At 36.5% G+C, this 21,756-nt stretch carries 18 protein-coding genes; 10 read left to right on the plus strand and 8 right to left on the minus strand.

Going from position 1 to position 21,756, the window contains the following annotated elements; all coding sequences use genetic code 11:
- Positions 1 to 2: 2 nt before the first annotated feature.
- The 4 genes from AABJ51_RS03160 to AABJ51_RS03175 all read right to left on the minus strand — a co-directional run bounded on the left by AABJ51_RS03160 (position 3) and on the right by AABJ51_RS03175 (position 7,184).
- Positions 3 to 4,244, minus strand: a complete 4,242-nt coding sequence (locus AABJ51_RS03160) for an acyl-CoA dehydratase activase-related protein (RefSeq protein WP_338374369.1) — start codon at positions 4,242 to 4,244, stop codon at positions 3 to 5.
- A 12-nt stretch (positions 4,245 to 4,256) separates the two neighbouring features.
- Positions 4,257 to 4,901, minus strand: coding sequence for a TetR/AcrR family transcriptional regulator (locus AABJ51_RS03165; RefSeq protein WP_134435150.1), 645 nt, complete (start codon positions 4,899 to 4,901; stop codon positions 4,257 to 4,259).
- 140 nt (positions 4,902 to 5,041) lie between these two features.
- On the minus strand, positions 5,042 to 5,788 hold the full coding sequence (gene kdsB / locus AABJ51_RS03170; protein WP_338374370.1) for a 3-deoxy-manno-octulosonate cytidylyltransferase: 747 nt from the start codon (positions 5,786 to 5,788) through the stop codon (positions 5,042 to 5,044).
- A 4-nt stretch (positions 5,789 to 5,792) separates the two neighbouring features.
- The gene (locus tag AABJ51_RS03175; RefSeq protein WP_338374371.1) at positions 5,793 to 7,184 is read right to left on the minus strand and encodes an NfeD family protein; all 1,392 of its coding nucleotides are present in this window, start codon (positions 7,182 to 7,184) and stop codon (positions 5,793 to 5,795) included.
- A gap of 92 nt (positions 7,185 to 7,276) precedes the next feature.
- Here AABJ51_RS03175 and AABJ51_RS03180 point away from each other — a divergent pair, with 92 nt between their 5' ends.
- A complete protein-coding gene (locus tag AABJ51_RS03180) occupies positions 7,277 to 7,699 on the plus strand; it encodes a 2-amino-4-hydroxy-6-hydroxymethyldihydropteridine diphosphokinase (protein ID WP_338374372.1) in 423 nt (140 codons plus the stop codon).
- A 70-nt stretch (positions 7,700 to 7,769) separates the two neighbouring features.
- Here AABJ51_RS03180 and AABJ51_RS03185 read toward each other — a convergent pair whose 3' ends face one another.
- Positions 7,770 to 8,360, minus strand: a complete 591-nt coding sequence (locus AABJ51_RS03185) for a DUF3109 family protein (RefSeq protein ID WP_338374373.1) — start codon at positions 8,358 to 8,360, stop codon at positions 7,770 to 7,772.
- A 586-nt stretch (positions 8,361 to 8,946) separates the two neighbouring features.
- Between AABJ51_RS03185 and AABJ51_RS03190 the strand changes: the two genes are divergently transcribed.
- The 3 genes from AABJ51_RS03190 to miaA all read left to right on the plus strand — a co-directional run bounded on the left by AABJ51_RS03190 (position 8,947) and on the right by miaA (position 11,379).
- The gene (locus AABJ51_RS03190) at positions 8,947 to 9,663 is read left to right on the plus strand and encodes a 2-phosphosulfolactate phosphatase (protein WP_338374374.1); all 717 of its coding nucleotides are present in this window, start codon (positions 8,947 to 8,949) and stop codon (positions 9,661 to 9,663) included.
- Positions 9,664 to 9,922: 259 nt separating this feature from the next.
- Positions 9,923 to 10,477, plus strand: coding sequence for an IS1096 element passenger TnpR family protein (locus AABJ51_RS03195; protein ID WP_026625038.1), 555 nt, complete (start codon positions 9,923 to 9,925; stop codon positions 10,475 to 10,477).
- A complete protein-coding gene (gene miaA / locus AABJ51_RS03200; protein ID WP_026625039.1) occupies positions 10,477 to 11,379 on the plus strand; it encodes a tRNA (adenosine(37)-N6)-dimethylallyltransferase MiaA in 903 nt (300 codons plus the stop codon). Before AABJ51_RS03195 ends, miaA begins: the two co-directional genes overlap by 1 nt.
- Positions 11,380 to 11,616: 237 nt before the next feature.
- Here miaA and AABJ51_RS03205 read toward each other — a convergent pair whose 3' ends face one another.
- From AABJ51_RS03205 to mtaB, 3 genes are read right to left on the minus strand one after another with little or no spacing between them, the layout of a single operon-like run.
- Positions 11,617 to 12,645 (minus strand): glycosyltransferase family 2 protein, encoded by a 1,029-nt coding sequence (locus tag AABJ51_RS03205; RefSeq protein WP_338374375.1) that lies wholly within the window; start codon positions 12,643 to 12,645, stop codon positions 11,617 to 11,619.
- Complete coding sequence (locus AABJ51_RS03210; protein ID WP_338374376.1) at positions 12,642 to 13,535, minus strand: lysophospholipid acyltransferase family protein; 894 nt, start codon at positions 13,533 to 13,535, stop codon at positions 12,642 to 12,644. Before AABJ51_RS03210 ends, AABJ51_RS03205 begins: the two co-directional genes overlap by 4 nt.
- An 8-nt stretch (positions 13,536 to 13,543) precedes the next feature.
- Entirely contained in the window at positions 13,544 to 14,854 is a 1,311-nt protein-coding gene (mtaB, locus tag AABJ51_RS03215) for a tRNA (N(6)-L-threonylcarbamoyladenosine(37)-C(2))-methylthiotransferase MtaB (RefSeq protein WP_338374377.1), read from the minus strand.
- Positions 14,855 to 15,029: 175 nt separating this feature from the next.
- On the opposite strand from mtaB, the gene AABJ51_RS03220 reads away from it, so the two are divergent.
- The 6 genes from AABJ51_RS03220 to AABJ51_RS03245 all read left to right on the plus strand — a co-directional run bounded on the left by AABJ51_RS03220 (position 15,030) and on the right by AABJ51_RS03245 (position 21,754).
- Positions 15,030 to 16,691, plus strand: a complete 1,662-nt coding sequence (locus tag AABJ51_RS03220; protein ID WP_338374378.1) for an AMP-binding protein — start codon at positions 15,030 to 15,032, stop codon at positions 16,689 to 16,691.
- A 181-nt stretch (positions 16,692 to 16,872) separates the two neighbouring features.
- Positions 16,873 to 17,079 carry a PG1828 family lipoprotein gene (locus tag AABJ51_RS03225; RefSeq protein WP_026625044.1) on the plus strand — a complete coding sequence of 69 codons (207 nt, stop codon included), beginning with the start codon at positions 16,873 to 16,875 and terminating at the stop codon, positions 17,077 to 17,079.
- A 122-nt stretch (positions 17,080 to 17,201) separates the two neighbouring features.
- Positions 17,202 to 18,059: an ABC transporter permease gene (locus AABJ51_RS03230; protein WP_338375930.1), complete on the plus strand. Its 858-nt coding sequence runs from the start codon at positions 17,202 to 17,204 to the stop codon at positions 18,057 to 18,059.
- Positions 18,060 to 18,076: 17 nt separating this feature from the next.
- A complete protein-coding gene (locus AABJ51_RS03235) occupies positions 18,077 to 19,357 on the plus strand; it encodes an ABC transporter ATP-binding protein (RefSeq protein WP_338374379.1) in 1,281 nt (426 codons plus the stop codon).
- A gap of 55 nt (positions 19,358 to 19,412) precedes the next feature.
- Positions 19,413 to 20,879, plus strand: coding sequence for a hypothetical protein (locus AABJ51_RS03240; RefSeq protein ID WP_338374380.1), 1,467 nt, complete (start codon positions 19,413 to 19,415; stop codon positions 20,877 to 20,879).
- On the plus strand, positions 20,879 to 21,754 hold the full coding sequence (locus AABJ51_RS03245) for an N-acetylneuraminate synthase family protein (protein WP_026625047.1): 876 nt from the start codon (positions 20,879 to 20,881) through the stop codon (positions 21,752 to 21,754). The genes AABJ51_RS03240 and AABJ51_RS03245 overlap by 1 nt, the downstream gene beginning before the upstream one ends.
- The last annotated feature ends 2 nt before the right edge of the window (positions 21,755 to 21,756 follow it).

Genomic DNA, 21,756 nt, shown 5'->3' on the forward strand with positions numbered 1-21,756 from the left:
GCTTAAGATATCATAAAGTGCAGACGGTTTTGCAGATTTACTTCGGCGATGCCACCGTCTATATCCAGATAGAGGATATTCATATCGGGGTACAACGTTTTCATTCGTTTTTCGACACCTTTCGCAACAATATGGTTGGCTATACATCCGAATGGTTGAATACATACAACTTTATTGACCCCCTTACGGGCATAGTGTGCAACTTCTCCGGCAATAAGCCAACCTTCTCCAAATTGGTTTGAGAGGCTTAATACTTCAGATGCAGCTTCGGCTTTCGCAAAGATCGATTCAGAAGGTTCGTAGAATCGGAAACTGCTCATGATCTTTTCATATTTCTTGATTTTCATATTGATAAGCTGCCAGATCACAGGTTTCAATGCTTTTTCGAAGATTGTTTCTTCTTTCAAACCGTTCTTTACGTCTTCCTTGCTATTCACAAAGAATTGTAGCAGGAAGTCTAGTAAGGGTGGGCATGAAACCTCGACTTCTTTCGACCTCAGCCATTCTGTAATATTGGCTTGAGCATAATTATTGTATTTGAGGAATATCTCACCTATTAAACCTACTTTAGTATATTGTTTATCGTGTATCAATACATTATTGAAATCGGCGACAGCTTCTTTCAAGAGTCGGCGTAAAGTTTTGGGTGAATTCGCTCGTACGGCATCTATACCTCTTTCTATATAGAAATCGAAGACCGATTGTGAATCCCCTTTTTTCTTTTCTCTTACGGATATAGCACTATGCATCTGTTGCAAAGCATCCGAATAGAGAACCGTATCAACGGCTATCTTAGCCAACTTCTTCCAATCAATATTAAATTGGCTTTCTTCATTCTGATATGAATCGCCCGATGATAGAGCTATTACAGGAATGTCTCGAAAGCCGGCATTGATCAGTCCGCTTTTTATCTGAGCCAAATAATTAGTCGCACGGCATTGTCCTCCCGTTTGAGTTATAGCCAATACAATATCTTGTACATCATATACTCCTGATTGCAGAGTATTGATAATGTCGCCAAGTATAAGGGTGGAAGGATAACAAACCTCATTGTTTCCGTACATCAGTCCTAGATCAGCCGACACCTTATTCGATTTTGGAAGGTTCTCTATTTTATAACCTACCAATTCGCCCAATGCAGGAGCAAACGGAGATAGGAAATCGGTAAACCAGGGTATTAGTATTGTCTTTTTACGATCGTTAGCTGTATAGGGTATGCGATATCCTGTATAATCTTTGGTATGAACTTTTCGTTCTTTGGTATTGATGGTTTTGAGCGATTCAACTAATGATCGTAATCTCAGTCTGATAGATCCGGGACTGGCTATTTCGTCAATACGGAGTATTGTGAGATTTTTACCTGCCTGTTTCAGTATATCCTGAACCTCGTCCATAAGAAATGAATCGGGACCACAACCAAATGAGTTTAGCTGTATCAATTGAATATTGTGGGGAAGCTTAGCTACTTCCATTGCTGCTTGTACCACACGATTTGGAAATGCCCATTGAGAAACGATATTTAATTTACCGAATCCATGACTTTCTTCTTTGCGAAACACATCGTCAGTAAAAACAAGAGCTCCCAGATCGGATAATATTTGTCCTACTTTCTGGTGGATCAAAGGATCCGCATGGTACGGACGCCCCGCAACAACGAAGGCGGTGAGATTATTATCTATTGCATCTTGAAGTAACGCTTTTTGCTGTTCCCTCAATTGTATTTTTGTATCTGTTTTTACCTGCATAGCTTTCGCAAAGGCATGTTCGAATGTGCTTTTGCTTATACCCAGCAAAGTTAGGTATTCGTAGCAGCCTTTTTTCAAAGCATTGTTATTGCTAAAAGTGATAACAGGCTTATCGAATGGTATTTCGTATTTTTCTTCGGGTTCAACCGAACTTCTTATTACTTCCGGATAACCGCTCACTACCGGACAATTAAATGAATTGGACGAACTACCAAATTCTTTTTCTTCCTTTGGTATGATAGGATAAAATATACGATCCACTTTCTGTTCTATCAAAGACAGTATATGTCCGTGTACCAGTTTTGCCGGGAAACAGATGTTATCGGACATAACACCTCCTACACCTTTTTGGTATAACGGGAATGTAGACTCGGGAGAAAGTCTCACATTAAAACCCGATTCGGATAATAGAGTATGCCAGAAAGGGTAATTGTCGAACATATTCAATACACGGGGAATACCTATCGTTTTTCCCTGACGTATATTATCGGGATTTATCTTTTGATCGAAAAGTATATCGTTTTTAATATCAAACCCGTTGAAACCTCCTTTATGTGTTGTACTTTTATTATAGAATATCTTCTCACATTTGTTTCCGGCATAGCATATATTGCCGTTTTCGAATTTGAATCTTAAGACCGAACAGTTGTTCGTACATCCTTTACACTGTAATTCCTTACTATTGATCGAGTCCGGATTCGGTAATAACGAAAGATTATTGAAATGGGTCTTGCTTTGTTCTTTTTTCCATAAACTTTGAGCATACAAAGCTGCACCTAAAGCACCCATTAGTTCAGGATGATCTGTAGAACCGACCGATTTATCCGAAAGTAATTCCAATGCACGGTATACTGCATCGTTACGGAATGTACCGCCCTGAACAACGATATGGTCACCAAGCTGTTTCAGATTTGAAATCTTTAAGACTTTATACAAACAGTTTTTCACAACAGAATATGCCAGACCGGCAGCAATATCATCCATTCCTGCATTTTCACGCAAAGACTGTTTTACTTTTGAATTCATGAATACTGTGCATCGCGATCCTAAGTCGGATGGATACTGAGCAATACATGCCGATTCGGAAAACTCGGTCAAAGACATATTCATTGTAGATGCGAAATTCTGTAAAAATGAACCGCATCCAGCAGAACAAGCCTCATTCAATTCGATATTTGATATGACACCGTTTTCTGTAAATATCGATTTGATATCCTGTCCACCAATATCGAGGATAAAAGACACTTGCGGATCGACATATTGTGCGCCAGACAGGTGAGCCATTGTTTCCACTATGCCATAATCGAGCCCCAAAGCCGATTTGATAAGGTCTTCGCCGTAACCGGTTGCTGCAGAAGAAATAAATCGGTACGTGATGTTATTATTCTCTGCTTGTTTTCTGAATTTAGCTAGTCCCTCTACAACTTTCTTCAAAGGATTACCTTCATTACCTCCATAGAAAGTATATAATATATTGGCTTCGGCATCCATTATTACAATCTTTGTAGTTGTAGATCCCGAATCTATACCAAGAAAACATTCGATCTTGTCATTATTCTTGAGTTTTCTGAATTTCAGAGGTTTTATTTTTCTGTTCAGCTTCCATGTCCGATACTCGTTTTCATCTTTAAACAGAGCAGGTAAGGAATCTTTTTGTGTACTTATATTGTTCTCTGATTTAGCCAGAAGAGTATTTAAGTCGTGATATATAGTTTGCTTACTCTCGAAGAGGGCTGCACCCCATGCAGGAAAGTATTCCCCATTCTCGGGAACAGTGAGATCTTCTTCCGAGATTTTCAATACCGAACGAAAAGCATTTCTAAGGGCTGGAAGAAACGTTAGAGGCCCTCCGATACACAGTATCTTAGGTGTAATGTCGCAGCCTCTGGCCAAAGTGGTTACACTTTGCAATGCTACAGCATGAAGTATTGAACCGGATATATCGGAAACAGGAATATTTCGGCTTATCAGATTTTGTACGTCTGTTTTTGCAAATACTCCGCAACGTGAAGCAATAGGGTAGGTCTTTTCACAAAAAAGAGCCTTTTTTCCTAATTCTTCGGTCGAAATATTCATCAGATTTGCCATTTGGTCTATAAATGCGCCTGTACCGCCTGCACAACTCCCATTCATCCGGATGTCAGGATGCTTGCCCTGTTTGAAAAATACCATTTTAGCATCTTCTCCTCCTAAGTCTATAAGCGTATGTGTTTCCGGATACACTTTATTTACTACTTCAACTGCGGCAACTACTTCCTGAACAAATTCGATTCCTATACGTTCGCCGATACCCATTCCCGCCGAACCTGTAATGTTTATACAGAATTCCGTTTCAGGATAGAGAGACACAACCTTCAGAAGTTCTTCTTCGAAAGATTGCTGTATATTAGCCTGATGTCTTCTGTAAGCTTTATAAATAATCTGAAACAGAGAGTCTATAATGACTATCTTGATAGTGGTTGATCCTACGTCAACACCCATTTTATATTGATGTTTCATAATTCTTAAGGATTAGAAAGTGTTGTCAGCATTGCTTGAATTGGGTCTCAGAGAATTAATCACGAATTCGATAACATATTTTTCGTGATTTTCAATGAGATTGTCATACATATTCCGAGGTATCTCTAGTAGAGTTGTAGCCATGTTCCCAAATATAAAAGGGAACATACATAACGACAGTATATTCAATAGAAAGTCGGCAGCAGGAGTTTCCCTGATTGTTCCTTTTCTGACCTCTTCCTGTATTCGTCCTTCTATTTTACTGAATGAACTGTAGGGATTCTTGTTTTTTATCCGTTGGGTCAGCCCTTCGGGGTTAAGGCTGACTTCATTCAGAATGAAAGCTGCTATCTGAGGGTATTCGAATAACAATTCGTAGTAGGTGTGTATCCATGTTTCGATAAGTTCGAAAAAAGGCATATCCGAATGGATGGTGTCGAATATTCGTTTTGCAAGAATATCCAGGGCATCTTCAAAAATAATCTCGAAAAGATTATACTTCGATTGGAAGTAATAGTTTACCATAGCGACATTAGTCTCCGAAGCTTTTGCTATATCTCTGACACTCGTGCCTTTATAGCCATTTTTTATAAATAAATCCTGAGCTTCCCTGAGTATTCGTTTCTTAACGATGTGTGAATCTTCTGTGTTAAACATTTGTTCTAAACGGTTGTTTAACGCAAACATAGTCAAGAAAAATGAATTAAACAAGTGTTTAATGTCATAAAAAAGAAAAACGCAGTGTGATTAATTGATTATCATACTGCGTTTTGTGTATATTTATTCTTGATTTATACTTAAATGTTAAGCAGTTTTAAAGCCTTTTCCATATCATCGGGAGTATCTATTCCTATTGTCTCAACATTGGTGTATCCAACCTTAATCTTGTATCCATTTTCGATCCATCTCAATTGTTCGAGCGACTCGGCGAGTTCCAACGAAGACTGTGGTAATTCTGTTATTTTATTCAGAATATCTACACGGTATGCGTACATTCCTATGTGTTTGTAGAATGTATGCTTGTCGAGCCATTCGGTATGGTGTACATCCCTGATGTAGGGAATTATGGAACGGCTGAAGTAAATAGCTTCGTTATTCTTGTTGATTACGACCTTGGGCGAATTGTTATTAAATAATGCTTCAAAGCCATCTTCTTTTTTGAAAGGCTTTACTAATGTTGCCAATTCAATATTCGGGGTGTCAAAACAGTCTTTAATAGCATTTATCTGTTCGGGTTGGATAAATGGCTCATCTCCCTGAATATTGATAACGACATCAAAGTCTTTGTTTATTTTCTGATATGCTTCTTTGCACCTGTCCGTACCGCTTTTGTGACTGGCAGAGGTCATGACAGCATTTCCACCGAATGCTTCTACGGCTTCAAGTATACGAGTGTCATCGGTAGCAACCCAAACTTCATCCAATGCAAGTTTAACTTGTTCGTATACTCTTTGTATCATTGGTTTTCCGGCCATATCCGCAAGGGGTTTACCCGGGAAGCGGCTCGAACTGTATCGTGCCGGAATAATTCCTATAAATTTCATTTTTTTATGCTTGTTCTTTAATTTCTACAACGTATAATTGGGAATTCTCGTATTTTATCACCTTTACCGTTTTGCCCTGTTCTATAAAACCTCTGTTAGCTACAGCATCATAATAATTGCCGTTAAGAATCACTTTTCCAGAAGGTCTTAACACTGTTGCGGCAATAGCTATTTGTCCGATAAATTGTTTCTGCTCCTCTGGTACAGAAATAAAACCTTCCTGATCACTTGTCAGTGCAATGTTTCTGAACATACTGCCTTCTTTCCCAATTCTGCTGATCAGAGAAATAATCATAATAAAGGACATGAATATTCCGACAATAACCGTAATCAATGATTTTAATGCCTGATCGGACGAAACTCCTTCAAAATCAAGATCAACATTACCAACAAGGGCCAAAAATAGTCCTGCAGCAGTGAGTATAATACCACTAATTCCGGCAACACCAAATCCCGGAATAACAAATATTTCGAAAGCTATAAGGATCAACCCGACTACGAATAGTATAATCTCCCAGTTTTGGGCATAGCCATCCATGTATAAAGGCGTGAAATAGAGTAGGGCGGCAGTTATTGCAACGGCAATGGGCAAGCCCACTCCGGGTGTTTTCAACTCAATATATATGCCTCCTATTATGATCATGATAAGGATGCTCTGTACAATACCATTGGTAAGGAAATCTTTGATGTAATCGAAAACAGATGGATTGTATGCTTTTAGTTCGTAATTCTCCAAGCCCATGTATTTTACGGCTATCTCCGATATATTTTCAGCAATGCCATCGCAATACCCCACGGATAAGGCTTCGTCTGCGGTCATTGTCAATACTTTGGTTGTATCAGGCAGAATTGCCACTTTTACCCTTTCGTCAACCATAGCTTCGGCTATCGCAGGATCTCTTTTCCATTTGGTTACAGTCACACCATTTTCAGTAATAGTATCTTTGCCATGGCTTTCGGCAGTAGAGCGTATTAAGGCTCTCATGTAGGATTGGTATTTATCAGGTGCTTTTTCACCTGTTCCATCCACGACTGTAGCTGCGCCGATATTCGCACTTCTGCGCATGAATATTTTATCGCAAGCAATGGATATTAATGCCCCCGCGGATGCCGCATTGTTGTTGATAAATACATATACCGGAATTTTACTGTTGAGGATAGCTGTCCGCATCGAATCGGCTTCCGTAACATATCCTCCGTATGTGTTCATATCAAGAACAATATAATCGGCCTTTTCTTTTTCTGCCAGATATAATCCGTTTTGCAGGTGATGCCAGGTTGTAGAACCTATTTCCTTCTTGATATTGATTTTGTATATGATAGGTGTTTTATTTTGTGCCGTAAGCTGAATAATTCCAAGTAAAAGTATAGCTAGAGTGAAGGCAATTCTTTTCATAAACGAACCATTTGATTATATAAACAAATATAATTCAAAATATCCAATACTGTGTCTTTTCGTCAAAAATGAGTGTATATTTGTAGTCGGTTATGAAAACTTATCTGGTTAGTTTAGGTTCTAATGAAAATCGGACTGAAAATATGGTTAGGTGCAGGCAATTGCTCGAATTATGCTTTCAGAGTATCGATTACTCCGATATGTTGGAAACAGAACCTGTGGGTGAAGGGTTTAATGGTTTGTTCTATAACCAATTGGCAATAGTATGTTCTGATTTAGATCTGCCTCAAGTTAAGTACAGACTAAAAGAAATAGAAAAACAGCTTGGACGCACATCTACAGATAAATCAAGAGGTATCGTGATTATCGATCTGGATGTTTTGGCTGTGGATCAAAAGATAATAAAGTCTGGAGATTTTGCTCGTGCCTACATTTCCTGTTTATTGTCTACTTTCGGAGTATCAGAGCACTTGTCTTTTTACAAGGAATATTTGAATGCGTGTGTTAGTGTTTAGAAAAAGCTTTTACTCTATAGAATATAATATTAAATAAAAATGGATGAAGTATTTTCTTCATCCATTTCTTCTATATTTTACCTTCTTCTTTCATCTTTTTATATTCATCCACAGCAATACAGAGTTCGTTGTACCATGCCTCACCGAATTTTCGGATCAGCGGAGTTTTTAAGAATTGGTATATTTTTAATCCCTCTTTGTTTCCGAGTGCGACGGCTGCTTTACATACACTCCATCTGTGATAATTGACCGCTGTAAAGTCCCGGTATTTTTGCAGGCGGATAGGATATAGATGACACGAAATCGGCTTGTAAAAATCTGTCTTACCTTCTTTATGCGCTTTTTCTATGGCACATTTACATATGCCTTTTTCGTCGTAGTAAGTAAAAACGCAGTCTTTACCATTAACAATTGAGGTAACCATTTCTCCATCTGTATCTTTGTATGCAACCCCTGTTTTTTGTATTACCTTCTGAGCTTCGGGAGACAGGTCGTCCCAGACAAGAGGTAATATTTCTTCGAGAACTGCCACTTCTTCTTTTTCGAGGGGAGCTCCTGATTCTCCTTCTACGCAACATTCTCCCATGCAGGCGGAAAGGTCACACAAGAAATTTTCTTCTATAATGTCTAACGCTACTATAGCATCGTCTATTTGTATCATTCTGAATAATAAAATGTTTTATAGGTCTAAGACCTTAGTTGATCGTCGCTGTATTTCAGCCTGTTATTGATAATCGGACTACAAAGATAGTGAAACAGAAAGAAATGCAGAAGTTTTATCTATAAGTAAATAAGGCAAACGTATCAAATTCACATATTGTGTTTCTAGTACTCGTAGGGGCAAATAATTATTTGCCCGAAATGAAATAAATCTGCGGGCGAAAGATTTTTCGTCTCTACAGTATGTCCAAACAATGAATATATTTCAAGATGTTTGCTCTAATAAGTAAAATAATGTTGTAATATGCTAATGAGAAAATGTGCTAATAAAATAAGGTTACTGATGGAAACGAACATAAAGCATGCAACCTTTGTTACCTTTTCTTGTTAAATTTTGAATTACAAGCATAATAAAGAGTGACTCTTTATAAAAAGGTAGCTAACACCCCGAGGTGAATACTAAGTATGTAACTTTTGTTACCTTTTTGAAAATCAATGATGAAAAATGAATTGCTTCCGGTTGATAATTGTTTATTGATCTAATTGGCTTAATTTATTAATTTTGTAGTATTGAAATAAAGAAATATATGAAAATAGATGTTTGTTTTTCTCCTGTATTGTATCCTTATTATAAGGATAGCGGAGATACTATAGTTGTAGTGGTGGATATTTTCAGAGCAACAACCAGTATGTGTATGGCTCTTAATAATGGGGCAAGCAGTATTATGCCCGTTGCGACCGTGGAAGAAGCTAAGGCATATAAAGATAAAGGCTATCTGGTTGGAGGAGAGCGCAACGTTGTGAAGTTTGAATTTGGTGATTTTGGTAATACTCCGTCTGAATATACAAAAGAAAAGGTTGAAGGTAGAGACGTAGTTATTTCTACAACAAACGGAACTCATGCCATTGATATGGCCGAAGATTGTTCGTGCCTTATTATCGGTTCTTTCTCGAATTTGTCGAGGGTTGCTGCATATTGTATTGAGCAGAAAAAAGATGTTTTGGTATTGTGTGCAGGCTGGAAAGATAAATTTAATCTCGAAGATTCTTTATTTGGCGGCGCATTAGTAGAAGCTTTGGTTGAGAAAGGAGGTTATAATGCCCGTTTCGATGCGGCGGGTGTTGCCCTTTCTATGTGGAGGGATGCAAAACCGGATGTTATGAAATACATTGCGAACGGTGAACATATGAAAAGGCTCGAGGATCATGGTTTAATTGATGTAGCCCGTTTTTGTGTTACGATGGATACGGTGGATGTATTGCCTGTTTATAATAAACATACTAAAAAGATAACAGTAATATAAGGTCTCAGACCCTTTTATTGCTTAGGTTTGTTAGAAGTCCGGAACTTATAATGATTCGGATGCGAGATCATTAAATACTTTATCTCACTAAATAAGTTTAGTAAGATTTTATTTGAAGGAAATTTTATAACTTTGGCTAACCAAAATAAGGTCTCAGACCTTTTTGGGTAACTAAATAACAGAAACATTGATAAGTAGTTATCTCTTAAAAGTATTGCCCAAAATACTTTTATTATTTAATATAATTGATTGAAAATATATGGTATTCAGATTTTTAATGTTGTCAGACGAAGTTGAGGACTTCAAGAGAGAGATTCAGATTGATGCTGATGCAACATTCTTCGATCTCCATAAGGCTATTTTAGCTTCGACTGGATTTCAGGATGGAGAAATGACTTCGTTTTTCCTTTGTGATGATAATTGGGAAAAGGAACAGGAAATAACTTTAACCGAAATGGATACCAGTTCGGAAGAAGATTCATATATTATGTCGGAATCTGTTTTGAATGATTTTCTAGAGGATGAGAAACAGCGTCTGATGTATGTGTTTGATTACATGACGGAACGTGCCTTCTTTATCGAACTTCGTGAGATTATAACCGGACAAGATCTGAATGAGGCCGTTTGCTCAAAATCTCAGGGAAATCCTCCTGCTCAATTCATCGATTTTAATGATTTCGAATTGAAATCAACCAGCATTGATACCGGCGAAAATTTCTATGGTGACGAAGGGTATGATCTGGATGAGCTTGATGCTGAGGGGTTTGATGGATTAGATGATGCATTGCCTTTACCGGACGACGAGAAGTTTTGATGAATAAACTTGTTGTTCTACTCGGACCTACCGGAGTTGGTAAAACCGAATTAAGCGTGAGTTTAGCAGAACATTGGGGATGTCCCATTATTTCGGCAGACTCACGTCAATTGTATAAGGGGTTGACAATCGGAACGGCGGCGCCCACTTCCGATTTATTAGCCAGAGTTCCTCATTATATGGTGGGGACTTTGGGTGTTGAAGATTATTATAGTGCCAGTGAATTTGAGTCGGAAGCTTTATCTCTGATTGGTGAATTGCACAAAACACATCCACAGGTTATAGCTACAGGTGGCTCGATGATGTATATTGATGCCCTCTGTAAAGGAATTGACGATGTTCCTACCATTGACGAATCTCTTCGTAAAGAGGTATATGAACTCTTTGAGAAGGAAGGCTTAGAGCCTATAAAAGCGCAACTGAAACTACTTGATCCGATCTTTTATGATCAGGTAGACCTTAAAAATCATAAAAGGGTTATCCACGCACTCGAAGTATGCCTTATGACAGGTAAACCTTACTCTTCGTTCAGAACAAACACCCCTAAAAAACGTCCATTCGAAATAATAAAGATTGGGTTAATGAGAAATAGAGAAGAACTCTATGAAAGGATTAATCTCAGGGTAGATCAAATGATGAAAGACGGGTTGTTGGATGAAGCTCGAAAATTTTATCTATACAGAAACCTGAATTCATTGAATACAGTCGGATATAAAGAATTATTTAAATATTTGGATGGGGAATGGAATTTAGAATTTGCCATTGAGAAAATTAAACAAAACTCCCGTATTTATTCCAGAAAACAAATGACATGGTTTAAACGGGATAATAGTATAAATTGGATAAACTTGTCAGAGAACTCACCATCGGACGTTTTTGAAAAGGTTCTGTCATTTATTTAATATTCTATCAGCTTGTTTAGTTGTAGTATAATGTAGTAGATTGGTGGTGTTTTTATATTGTTGGTTTTTAAATCCTTATTGAATGTTTTTAGTGTTGAAGATAGAATTGTTTTTTAGTGAAAAATGATATTCTATTTAGATGGTTTATTATTAGGTTCTTCTTTTTGAATAATTCAGATAGATATTCTATCTGTTTATATTGGAAAGATTGGTGGTCGGGATTGATGAATGCTTGTTCTACTCGAGCCATTTAAGATCGGAAAATATTTTTCTCTTTTTTAAATAGAAATCATAAAGGATACTTCCCTGATAAATAGTTTTAATGGGAGAGTTTGTAGTTCGTTGTAAATTGTTATCTCGTTCTTTCACATACTCCTTTTGTATTACTCTGAATTCTCTATGAGCTTTTAATATTGCAGAAGCATTTGGCCTTTTGCCAGAAATAAGAAATTGTAAGGCTGCTAAATAATCGAGAGCTTTCCGTTGTGTGTATATCCTCTTGAATTCGTTCTCCGATAGATTCTTATATAACATCAATAGATTATTTCTGAAATTGAGGAATGTTTTTCTTGGACTTTCTTCCTGTAATGTAGCACCTCCAACATGATATACTGTTGATTCCGGCAGACATACCAGTTTTCGTCCTCTGGCATTGAGTCGCCAGCAAAGATCGATCTCTTCCATATGTGCAAAAAATGAAGCATCCAATCCTCCGGCATTCCAGTAATCCGATGACCTGATGAATAAGCATGCTCCTGTAGCCCAAAAGATTTCGAGAGGTGTATTATATTGATCGGTGTCTTTTTCTACCTGATTAAAAATACGACCCCGGCAAAAAGGATAGCCTAGTTTATCGATAAAACCTCCGGCTGCACCTGCGTATTCAAAGCACGATTTATTGCGCTGAGCCAGAACTTTGGGTTGTATAGCAGCAACATCGGTATGCTGTTCGATGTATTGGTATAGCGGGTCGAGCCAATTAGCGGTTACTTCTACATCTGAATTGAGTAATACATAATATTCGTGATTGAGAAGTTTTAGAGTCTTATTGTATCCATCTGCATATCCATAGTTCTGAGGAAGGGCTATAACTTCTAAAGTGGGATAATAAGAAGAAAGAAACTCTACGGAGTCGTCAGTAGAATTATTATCGGCAATAATTATGTCGGCAATCTCGGTATTTGTAAAATTGACAACAGACGGAAGAAACTCTTCAAGAAGTTTGCGTCCGTTCCAGTTAAGTATAACTACAGCTACTTTTTTCATGAGTGTTCAACATCAGATCTTTTGTGTTTCCAACGTTTGTGTGTCCATAACCAATATGCAGGGTGTCTGAGGATCGTTCTTTCCATCTCTCTTATATATTTCTCGGTTATGGCAAATTCCGGTTCGTTTTTAGGGTCTGCGGTTATCAATTTTACATAGCATTTGTATTTGCCGCGTCCTGTTTTTATGATATCGAGATAAGTAACCGAGAATCCGGTCTTTTGGGCAATACGTTCCACTCCTGTGTATACTGGTGTTTCCTGATTGAGAAAATTTGTCCAGTAATGAATGTTTGCAACAGATGGAGTTTGGTCGGACATAAAACCGATTAAAACTTTCTTGTTTTCTTTCTTGAATTCAATCATGCTTCTGAGGGTATTGTTTTTCGGTATACTCACACTTCCGAAGCGGCTTCTTAATTTCAGAAAGATATTGTCAAAAGCCTTGTTTTTCAGTGGTCGGTAAATTTGCCCCAAGAGAGTTCCATCGGTAAATTCCAGTGTAATAGAAGGAACCCATTCCCAATTGGCGTAATGTCCAAGAAACATGATGCAGGACTTATTATCCTCCATCAAATCCTTGACGATATCCATATTGTCAAAGGTGATTCTTTCTCTGATTTCCGAATCTGTGATGTGAAGCAGTTTGATAGTCTCTACAAAGTAATCGCAGAAATGATGGTAGAACTCTTTCTCTATTTGCCTGAGTTCTTTTATGTTCTTATCAGGAAACGAATTCTTGAGATTTTTTCTTACCACCGTCACCCTATATCTAATGATATAATATAATGGTATATATAATATGTCGGCAAAAATATACAGCACTCTTAAAGGTAGAAGTGCATGTAGGTATAATACGGCGTATACTATATAATATAGAATTTGGCTCATTCTGTTTCTTATTGAGAGATAAGTGCTGTACCTTCTATATTGAGACCTCCGAGTTTTACATCACGGACAATATTTACAAGGTTTTCATCGAAATCTCTTTCTACTTTGACATAGTTTTCAGTAAACCCGTACATCTTATTGTTATGTATGCTATGTTCGAAAAGCGCTTTTCGCAATAGTCCCTTTTGTGACAGGTAGAAGTCTCTTAATTTATGATCGGAAATATCCAATAAGGCTTTACTTCTTGCATGCTTTGTTCTTGGATCTACAGCAAAGTCTATTTTCAGAGCTTGAGTATTCGGCCTTTCTGAATAAGTAAATACATGTAACTGAGAGATATCAAGGCTTTCAATAAACTTACGGCCGTCTTCAAAGTATTCGTCTGTTTCACCTCTTGTACCTACAATAACGTCTACACCAATGAATGCGTGAGGCAGTTTTTGTTTGATAATCTCCACTTTATGTCTGAATAATGCTGTATCATATTTACGTCGCATAAGTTTCAGTACAGCGTCCGAGCCTGATTGCAACGGGATATGGAAGTGCGGCGCAAATCGTTTTGAATGGGCAACAAAATCAATAATCTCGTCAGTTAATAAGTTGGGCTCTATTGAAGATATACGATACCGGGCAATACCCTCTACATTATCAAGAGCTTTTACCAGATCAAAAAACGATTCTCCGGTAGTTCTTCCGAAATCTCCGATGTTTACACCTGTAAGTACGATCTCTTTTCCTCCGTTTGCAGCTACTTCTTCGGCTTGTTTAACTAAACTCTCGATTGTTCCGTTTCTGCTGCGTCCACGGGCAAAAGGTATAGTGCAAAATGAGCAGAAGTAATCACATCCATCTTGTACTTTCAGAAAATAACGGGTTCTGTCGTCTCTTGAACACGACGGTACAAATGTTCTGATATTGTTTGTTTTGGATGTATGTACTGATCCTTTCTCCTTTTTCTTTAACTCATCCAGATAGCCAATGATGTCAAGTTTCTGCTCTGCTCCTAAAACGATGTCAACCCCTTCTATCGAGGCAATATCTTCGGGCTTTAATTGGGCATAACATCCGGTAACGATAACATATGCTCCGGGATTGTCCTTGATCATTTTGCGTACAGCCTGCCTGCATTTCTTATCGGCAAATTCAGTCACCGAGCATGTATTTATAACGCATATATGCGCAATTTCTCCTTCACGAGCTTTGCGTACACCAACTTCTGCCAGTTGTTTGCCAATAGCAGATGTTTCGGCAAAATTCAACTTGCAGCCAAGAGTAAGGTAAGCCGCAAGTTTATTTTCGAATATAGTATTATCAATCATTTATATAAGACAGTAAAACGTTGAGTATAAACCGATATGTCTATTTATGTCAGTTTATGTAAACTTACAAGACCACAAAAATACATAAAATGCTTAAACTTTGAAGTTAAAATAATTTGCAAATATCATACTTGTACCTACTTTTGCACAAAATACTAAAGTCTGAGCAGTTTTTATGATAGAAGAAAATTTTATAAAGCTATACGAAAATAGCTTTAAACATAACTGGAGTTTACCGGCCTTAACTGACTATGGAACAAATGATACCTTATATTATAAGGATCTGGCCGAAGAAATTGCCAGACTGCATATTTTGTTTGAGCAAGTAGGTGTAAATAGAGGATCAAAAATATCTATAGTTGGAAAAAATACAACCAACTGGTGTATTGTTTATATGGCTGTGATGACTTATGGAGCCATTGTTGTTCCCATATTGCAGGACTTTCATCCTGATAACATCCAGCATATTGTAAACCATTCAGAGTCTGAATTGCTTTTTATCGGAGATTCCAATATGGAGCAGCTGGATGAAGAGCAAATGCCGGCACTTAGGGCTATATTTTCATTAAAAAATTTTGCATGTATCCATCAAAGGACTCAGTTGGATGTTGCTGCGATTATGAGAAGCTTAGATCAAGAGATGCAACATAAATATTCGAAGGGGTTTACTGCTGATGATATTATGTATGCAGATGTCGATAATTCTGACGTTGTTTTGATAAATTATACATCTGGCACCACAGGCTTTAGTAAAGGTGTGATGTTGATGGCCAATAATCTGGCCGGAAATGTAACTTATGCAAAAACTTTGGATTTATTGTTCAGGGAGCAACGGGTTTTGTCATTTTTGCCATTGGCTCATGCTTACGGGTGTGCTTTTGATTTTTTGTATGCTCTATCCGAAGGAGTACATACAACATTGCTGGGCAAAACACCTTCACCGAAAATATTATCGGCCGCATTTGCCGAAATCAAGCCGCATCTGATTGTTACTGTGCCATTGGTTATCGAAAAAATATACAAGAAGGCGATCTTGCCTAAACTCGAAAAACAATCGATAAAGTTGGCTCTTAAAGTGCCATTACTTAAACAGAGAGTATATGCTAAAATCAGAAAAGGCTTAATCAACGCTTTCGGAGGGCAGTTCTGTGAAGTTATAATAGGAGGCGCTGCATTAAATAAGGAAGTAGAAAGTTTTCTTTATAAGATAAAATTTCCGTTCACAGTAGGTTATGGTATGACTGAGTGCGGACCTTTGATTTCATATGATCATCATTATGATTTTATACCGACCTCGTGTGGAAAGATATTATCTAAGATTATGGAAGTACGTGTCGATTCGGATGATCCATATAATAAATTAGGAGAGATTCAGGTACGTGGTGAAAATGTAATGAAAGGATATTATAAAAATCCGGAAGCTACAGCCCAAGTCTTTACCGAAGATGGATGGTTAAGAACCGGAGATTTGGGTACAGTAGATGAAAACGGTCGGATCTATTTGAGAGGACGTAGTAAAACTATGATATTAGGGTCTAGTGGACAGAATATATTTCCTGAGGAAATAGAAGCTAAACTTAATAATTTACCTTATATAACGGAGTCTTTGGTTGTGTGCCGAGACAAAAAGCTTGTGGCACTGGTTTATCCCGATTATGAATTAATGGACTCAAATGGAGTTTCAGCAAAAGATATAGAACCGGTGATGGCAGATAATAAAGAAGCCCTGAATAAATCATTAGCCAATTATGAAATGATCTCCGCGATCCATATATATCCTACGGAGTTTGAGAAGACTCCAAAGAAAAGTATAAAGCGCTATTTGTATGATAGATAGTTGGACTTTCTGTTTTGAAAAAAGATAATTATACGATAAAAAAATGAAGACTTTTTTTATCGTATAATAAAATTGTTCAGTATCTTTGTCACGTATTTGAAGAGTAAATGAATTTAAGCTTATCAAATACCTGAAAGGTCAGAGGCCTTAATAAACTTTATTACTGTTAAATTATAAAAAAATGAAAAAAGTATTTTTATTTGCGATTGCTGTTGTAGCTATTTCTTTTGCTTCATGTTCTAATAAAGGAACAGCTGAAAATGCATCTGCTGCTGATTCTACATCTACTGTAATTGAAGAAGTTAAAGAAGTTGTTCCATCTGATACTGTAGTTGATTCTTCGGCTGTGATTGATGAAGTTGCTACACCTCAGGCTCCTGCGAATTAAAAAAATAGCATAAGATAAGTCTATTCTGCGCCTGCGATTTTCGCAGGCGTTTTTTATTAAAATAAGATTGTGTAAAAAAGTGTTATCTTTGTTCACTGAATTTTTAAGAACTGTATATGGATATTACAAAAGACGATCAATGGGATATCGTCATTAAGCCCAAAGAGAAAGGTTTACATCTGAATTTAAAAGAGGTTTGGCGTTATCGCGATTTGCTTAATCTTTATGTTCACCGAGATTTTATAGCTACTTATAAACAGACGATACTTGGCCCGCTGTGGTTTTTTATTCAGCCTGTTTTTTCAACAATTATATATACTGTAGTTTTTGGCGGAATTGCGGGTATTCCAACTGATGGTTTACCGCAACCTTTATTTTATATGGCCGGTATTTTGTGTTGGAATTATTATAGTGATTGTATGGGGCGTAGTTCTGGTACTTTTGCATCTAATGCCGGTGTTTTTAGTAAGGTGTATTTTCCTCGTTTAGTTGTTCCTATAGCGGGTTTAGCTACAGCAACAATTAAAATGTTTATTCAGTTGTTATTGTTTTTTATCTTTTATATATATTATGTGTTTGACGGTGCTCAGATAGGAGCTAATAGCTATGTGCTGTTATTTCCTTTTCTTATTATAATGCTTGCAGGTATTGGCTTTGGTGTAGGAATACTGATTTCATCGGTTACTATTAAGTACAGGGATATTTCTATTTTATTTTCTTTTGTAATGGGGCTGCTTATGTATGTTACTCCTGTAATATATCCATTATCGGCTATTCCCGATAAATACCAGGAGTATAAATGGATTATACAATTAAATCCGTTATCTTCAGTTGTTGAGACTTTCAGGTATGCCTTTTTGGGAACAGGTGAGTTTTCTTGGTTTGCATTAAGTTATAGTGCTCTGTTTACTCTAGTGATAGTCTTATTAGGTATCGTAACCTTTAATAAGGTAGAGCGACGATTTGTGGATATTGTTTAAATTAAAGGAAAAAGAAAATGTCTAATATAGCAATAGAATTTGAAAATATATCTAAGCAATATCGTTTAGGAACAATTGGTACAGGTACTCTTAGTCACGATTTGAATAGATGGTGGCACGTAGTAAGAGGTAAAGAAGATCCATACTTAAAAGTAGGGGAAGTAAACGATCGAAGTTCGAAAGCAACAAGTGATTATGTCTGGGCTTTGAAAGATATATCATTTAATGTAGAACAAGGAGAAGTTCTAGGTATTATAGGAAAGAACGGAGCCGGTAAATCTACATTGTTGAAGATATTGTCGCGTGTAACTACTCCTTCAACCGGAATAATCAGGGCAAAAGGACGTATTGCGTCACTGCTAGAAGTTGGCACAGGATTTCATGGGGAACTTACCGGACGTGAAAATATTTACATGAATGGAGCTATTCTAGGTATGACAAAGCGTGAAATTAATAGTAAGATTGATGAGATTGTCTCTTTTTCAGGCATCGAAAAATATATTGATACTCCCGTAAAACGTTATTCTTCAGGTATGACCGTTCGTTTAGGATTTGCTGTAGCAGCACACTTAGAGCCGGAAATTTTGGTTGTGGATGAAGTGTTGGCCGTAGGTGATGCCGAATTTCAAAAAAAAGCCATTGGAAAGATGAAAGATGTGGCTCAAGGTGGCGGACGTACTGTGTTGTTTGTGAGCCATAATATGGCTTCTGTTCGAAATTTATGCAATAAAGGCATGATGTTGGAAAATGGTATGGTTAAGGAAGTTGGTGAAATTGACCAGATTATAGATTTATATGTAAGGAGTAACCTCAATAACGAATTGAGGTCTATTGAAATAAAAGAAGATTTGAGTAAGGATATTTCGATCACTAAAATATCAGTGGAGATTGTAGGACATGAAAATGAAACAGATTTGGTTTTTGATGTCACAAATCGTCTCAAAGTTGTTATTGAATATTCTGTTTTGTATGATATTAAAGGTGCTAATATAACATTAGATGTTCTAAAAGAAGGAACTTTGTTGTTTCGAACTTGGGATGTTGATACACAAAAAGAGCTTTTGGAAGGTCGGTCTGTCGGAAAATATAGAGCTGAAATAATATTACCGGATTTCTTAAATATTGGAACTTACTCTTTAAATGTGAAATGTGGAATCATAAATGTAGGTTTAATACAGTCTTTTGAGGATGTCCTGACGTTTGAAATCGAGAATGTTGTTGTTGATGGAGCTTCTAATGCATATAGTAGAGGAGGAATGGTGAAAGCATTGATTCCATGGACAATCAATAAATTGTAAGTTGATGAGGATTTTTATTCGTATAATAAATATATCAAGGAGGGTATTGAATTTTTTGGAAAGGAAAATATCTAAACCCACAGTTCCTGCTTTACGGGAAAAACAAATCGCGATAAATGTGTACGAGGTTTTTTTTCAGGAGAATAACTGTTCTTATAATAGATTGGATATAATAGTCAGATATCTGGCTATAGAAAACTATTATAATAAAAATATCTTTGGATTTAATTTATACGATAAAATGCAAGCAGCCCGAATGGGGCAAGGTTGGGCTCAATCTAGCAGTAGTATATTCAAAGAATTAATCAGGTCTTATGAGGAATCAGGCTATAATGAGGATTCTAAACTGCTTTTAGATAAAAATTTAAAAATCATAGATGGTTCTCATAGAATGGCTTTAGCCTTATATCATGGCATAGAAACATACAAAGCTATTGTTCAAGATATTTCGACTGACACCTATTATGGCAATGAATGGTTTATTGAAAATGGATTTTCATCACATGAAATTAAATGTATAACTGATAAATATAGAGAATTACATGATAGGGCTTTGAAACCTTTCTTATGTACCTTGTGGCCGCCTGTTCAAGAATTTTTTGATGAAATAACATCTCTTATAGGGATCAACTATAAAATAAGAAGCTATCAGGATTATGATTTTGATGAAATCACTTTTAATGCAATTGTAAAAGGGGTATATGCTGTCGATGATATTCAGGCATGGAAAATTCAAAAGAAAATTCAATCAATGGAATTTGTTCTTGAAAAAAAAGTAAGGGTACTTGAGATTGATTTTGAACAGCCTATGTTTAGATTGAAGGATTTGAATCAGCAAACTTTATCGGTTCAAGGTGAGAAATTGAAAAAAATAATAAGGAATGCTTATAAAGAAAAAATTGATAATTATTTTCATGATATAATTATCCATGTGGGAGATAATTATTGGCAGAATAAGCATATTTCACTCTTGTTTAATATATATAAGAATTTCTCTCTAGATAGATGGTTTGCCGATATTTCGAATTTGCAATACTTTTTTGTAAAAACAGAAACTCCATATTATAATAAATTCCCAGAAAAGATACCTTTGTCGAAAGATATTGATATAATCTGTAGTGAATCGGATTATAGGCAGCTGGTCGCAAATACAATGAAATTTTGTATGAGATTAAAAGATCAGTTTCAATTTTCCATAGTTGAGGATATTATAGACTACAGAACTAAAATACGCTTGGAATTAAATTCGTTTTTAATTCTTCAATTTGATATATCAAGGGATATTGATGATATTAGCTATTCTTTTATAAAAGAAGCATTAATGAATAGATTATTAGTGAATGGATATTATATTCTGCCTCCATCATTTGAATCTGTAATACGTTTAGATGAATATAATAAGAATCCAGAGAAAAAGCACCACCTGGAATATATTCAAGACAATAAAAAGAATTTAGATTATGAATTATTAAATAAGTATTGTAAATTCGATTATACTATTCACGTAAAAGATATAGAATAATGAAAACTCCACAAATTATAGCTGAAATAGGATGCAATCACAAAGGGGATATTGAGATTGCAAAAGAAATGATTTATGTTGCTGCTAAATTTTGTAAAGCAGATGTGGTAAAATTTCAGAAAAGAAATAATAGAGAATTATTGTCCGAAGAAGAATACAATAAACCTCATCCTAATCCTTCGAACTCTTATGGTGAAACATACGGTGAACACAGAGAGTTTCTCGAGTTTTCTTTGGAACAGCATAAAGAACTGAAAGAGTGGTGTGAATCTAATGGTGTAGTGTATTCTACATCGGTATGGGATATTGCTTCTGCAAAAGAAATTGTAAGCCTAAACCCTCAATTGATAAAGATTCCATCAGCATGTAATCTCAATAAAGCTTTATTGACTTATTTATGTGATAATTACGAAGGGGAAATTCATCTTTCTTTCGGAATGACAACCCACGAAGAGGAAGAGATGATAGTACAACTGTTCGAAGAAAAGAATAAAGCAAAAAATCTGGTTATTTATAGCTGTACATCAGGATATCCAGTCCCTTTTGAGGATATCTGTCTGTTCGAAATAAAAAGACTATACGAAACATTTGGATCCAGAGTAAAATCGATTGGTTTTTCAGGGCATCATTTGGGTATAGCCGTTGATTCTGCTGCTGTAGCATTAGGTGCAGAGTGGATCGAACGTCATTTTACGCTCGACCGTACATGGAAAGGAACAGATCATGCAGCATCTCTAGAACCTGATGGGTTACGGAAGTTAGTACGTGATTGCAGAGCTGTATATAAAGCTCTGACTTATAAAAGCACTGATATCTTAAATATAGAGGAGGAGCAGCGTAAAAAACTGAAACGTAATCAGATAAAATGGAAATAAGA

This window comes from Indolivaga capnocytophagoides, assembly GCF_036511535.1.
Lineage (GTDB): Bacteria > Bacteroidota > Bacteroidia > Bacteroidales > Dysgonomonadaceae > Dysgonomonas_A > Dysgonomonas_A capnocytophagoides.

Bases quoted from the DNA above. Each gene is read 5' to 3' on its own strand.
- mtaB (WP_338374377.1), bottom strand. From the start codon at position 14,854: ATGATTGATAATACTATATTCGAAAATAAACTTGCGGCTTACCTTACT.
- kdsB (WP_338374370.1), bottom strand. From the start codon at position 5,788: ATGAAATTTATAGGAATTATTCCGGCACGATACAGTTCGAGCCGCTTC.
- AABJ51_RS03190 (WP_338374374.1), top strand. From the start codon at position 8,947: ATGAAAATAGATGTTTGTTTTTCTCCTGTATTGTATCCTTATTATAAG.
- AABJ51_RS03210 (WP_338374376.1), bottom strand. From the start codon at position 13,535: ATGAGCCAAATTCTATATTATATAGTATACGCCGTATTATACCTACAT.
- AABJ51_RS03185 (WP_338374373.1), bottom strand. From the start codon at position 8,360: ATGATACAAATAGACGATGCTATAGTAGCGTTAGACATTATAGAAGAA.
- AABJ51_RS03195 (WP_026625038.1), top strand. From the start codon at position 9,923: ATGGTATTCAGATTTTTAATGTTGTCAGACGAAGTTGAGGACTTCAAG.
- AABJ51_RS03205 (WP_338374375.1), bottom strand. From the start codon at position 12,645: ATGAAAAAAGTAGCTGTAGTTATACTTAACTGGAACGGACGCAAACTT.
- AABJ51_RS03235 (WP_338374379.1), top strand. From the start codon at position 18,077: ATGTCTAATATAGCAATAGAATTTGAAAATATATCTAAGCAATATCGT.
- AABJ51_RS03160 (WP_338374369.1), bottom strand. From the start codon at position 4,244: ATGAAACATCAATATAAAATGGGTGTTGACGTAGGATCAACCACTATC.
- AABJ51_RS03180 (WP_338374372.1), top strand. From the start codon at position 7,277: ATGAAAACTTATCTGGTTAGTTTAGGTTCTAATGAAAATCGGACTGAA.
- AABJ51_RS03165 (WP_134435150.1), bottom strand. From the start codon at position 4,901: ATGTTTAACACAGAAGATTCACACATCGTTAAGAAACGAATACTCAGG.
- AABJ51_RS03245 (WP_026625047.1), top strand. From the start codon at position 20,879: ATGAAAACTCCACAAATTATAGCTGAAATAGGATGCAATCACAAAGGG.
- AABJ51_RS03220 (WP_338374378.1), top strand. From the start codon at position 15,030: ATGATAGAAGAAAATTTTATAAAGCTATACGAAAATAGCTTTAAACAT.
- AABJ51_RS03175 (WP_338374371.1), bottom strand. From the start codon at position 7,184: ATGAAAAGAATTGCCTTCACTCTAGCTATACTTTTACTTGGAATTATT.
- miaA (WP_026625039.1), top strand. From the start codon at position 10,477: ATGAATAAACTTGTTGTTCTACTCGGACCTACCGGAGTTGGTAAAACC.
- AABJ51_RS03225 (WP_026625044.1), top strand. From the start codon at position 16,873: ATGAAAAAAGTATTTTTATTTGCGATTGCTGTTGTAGCTATTTCTTTT.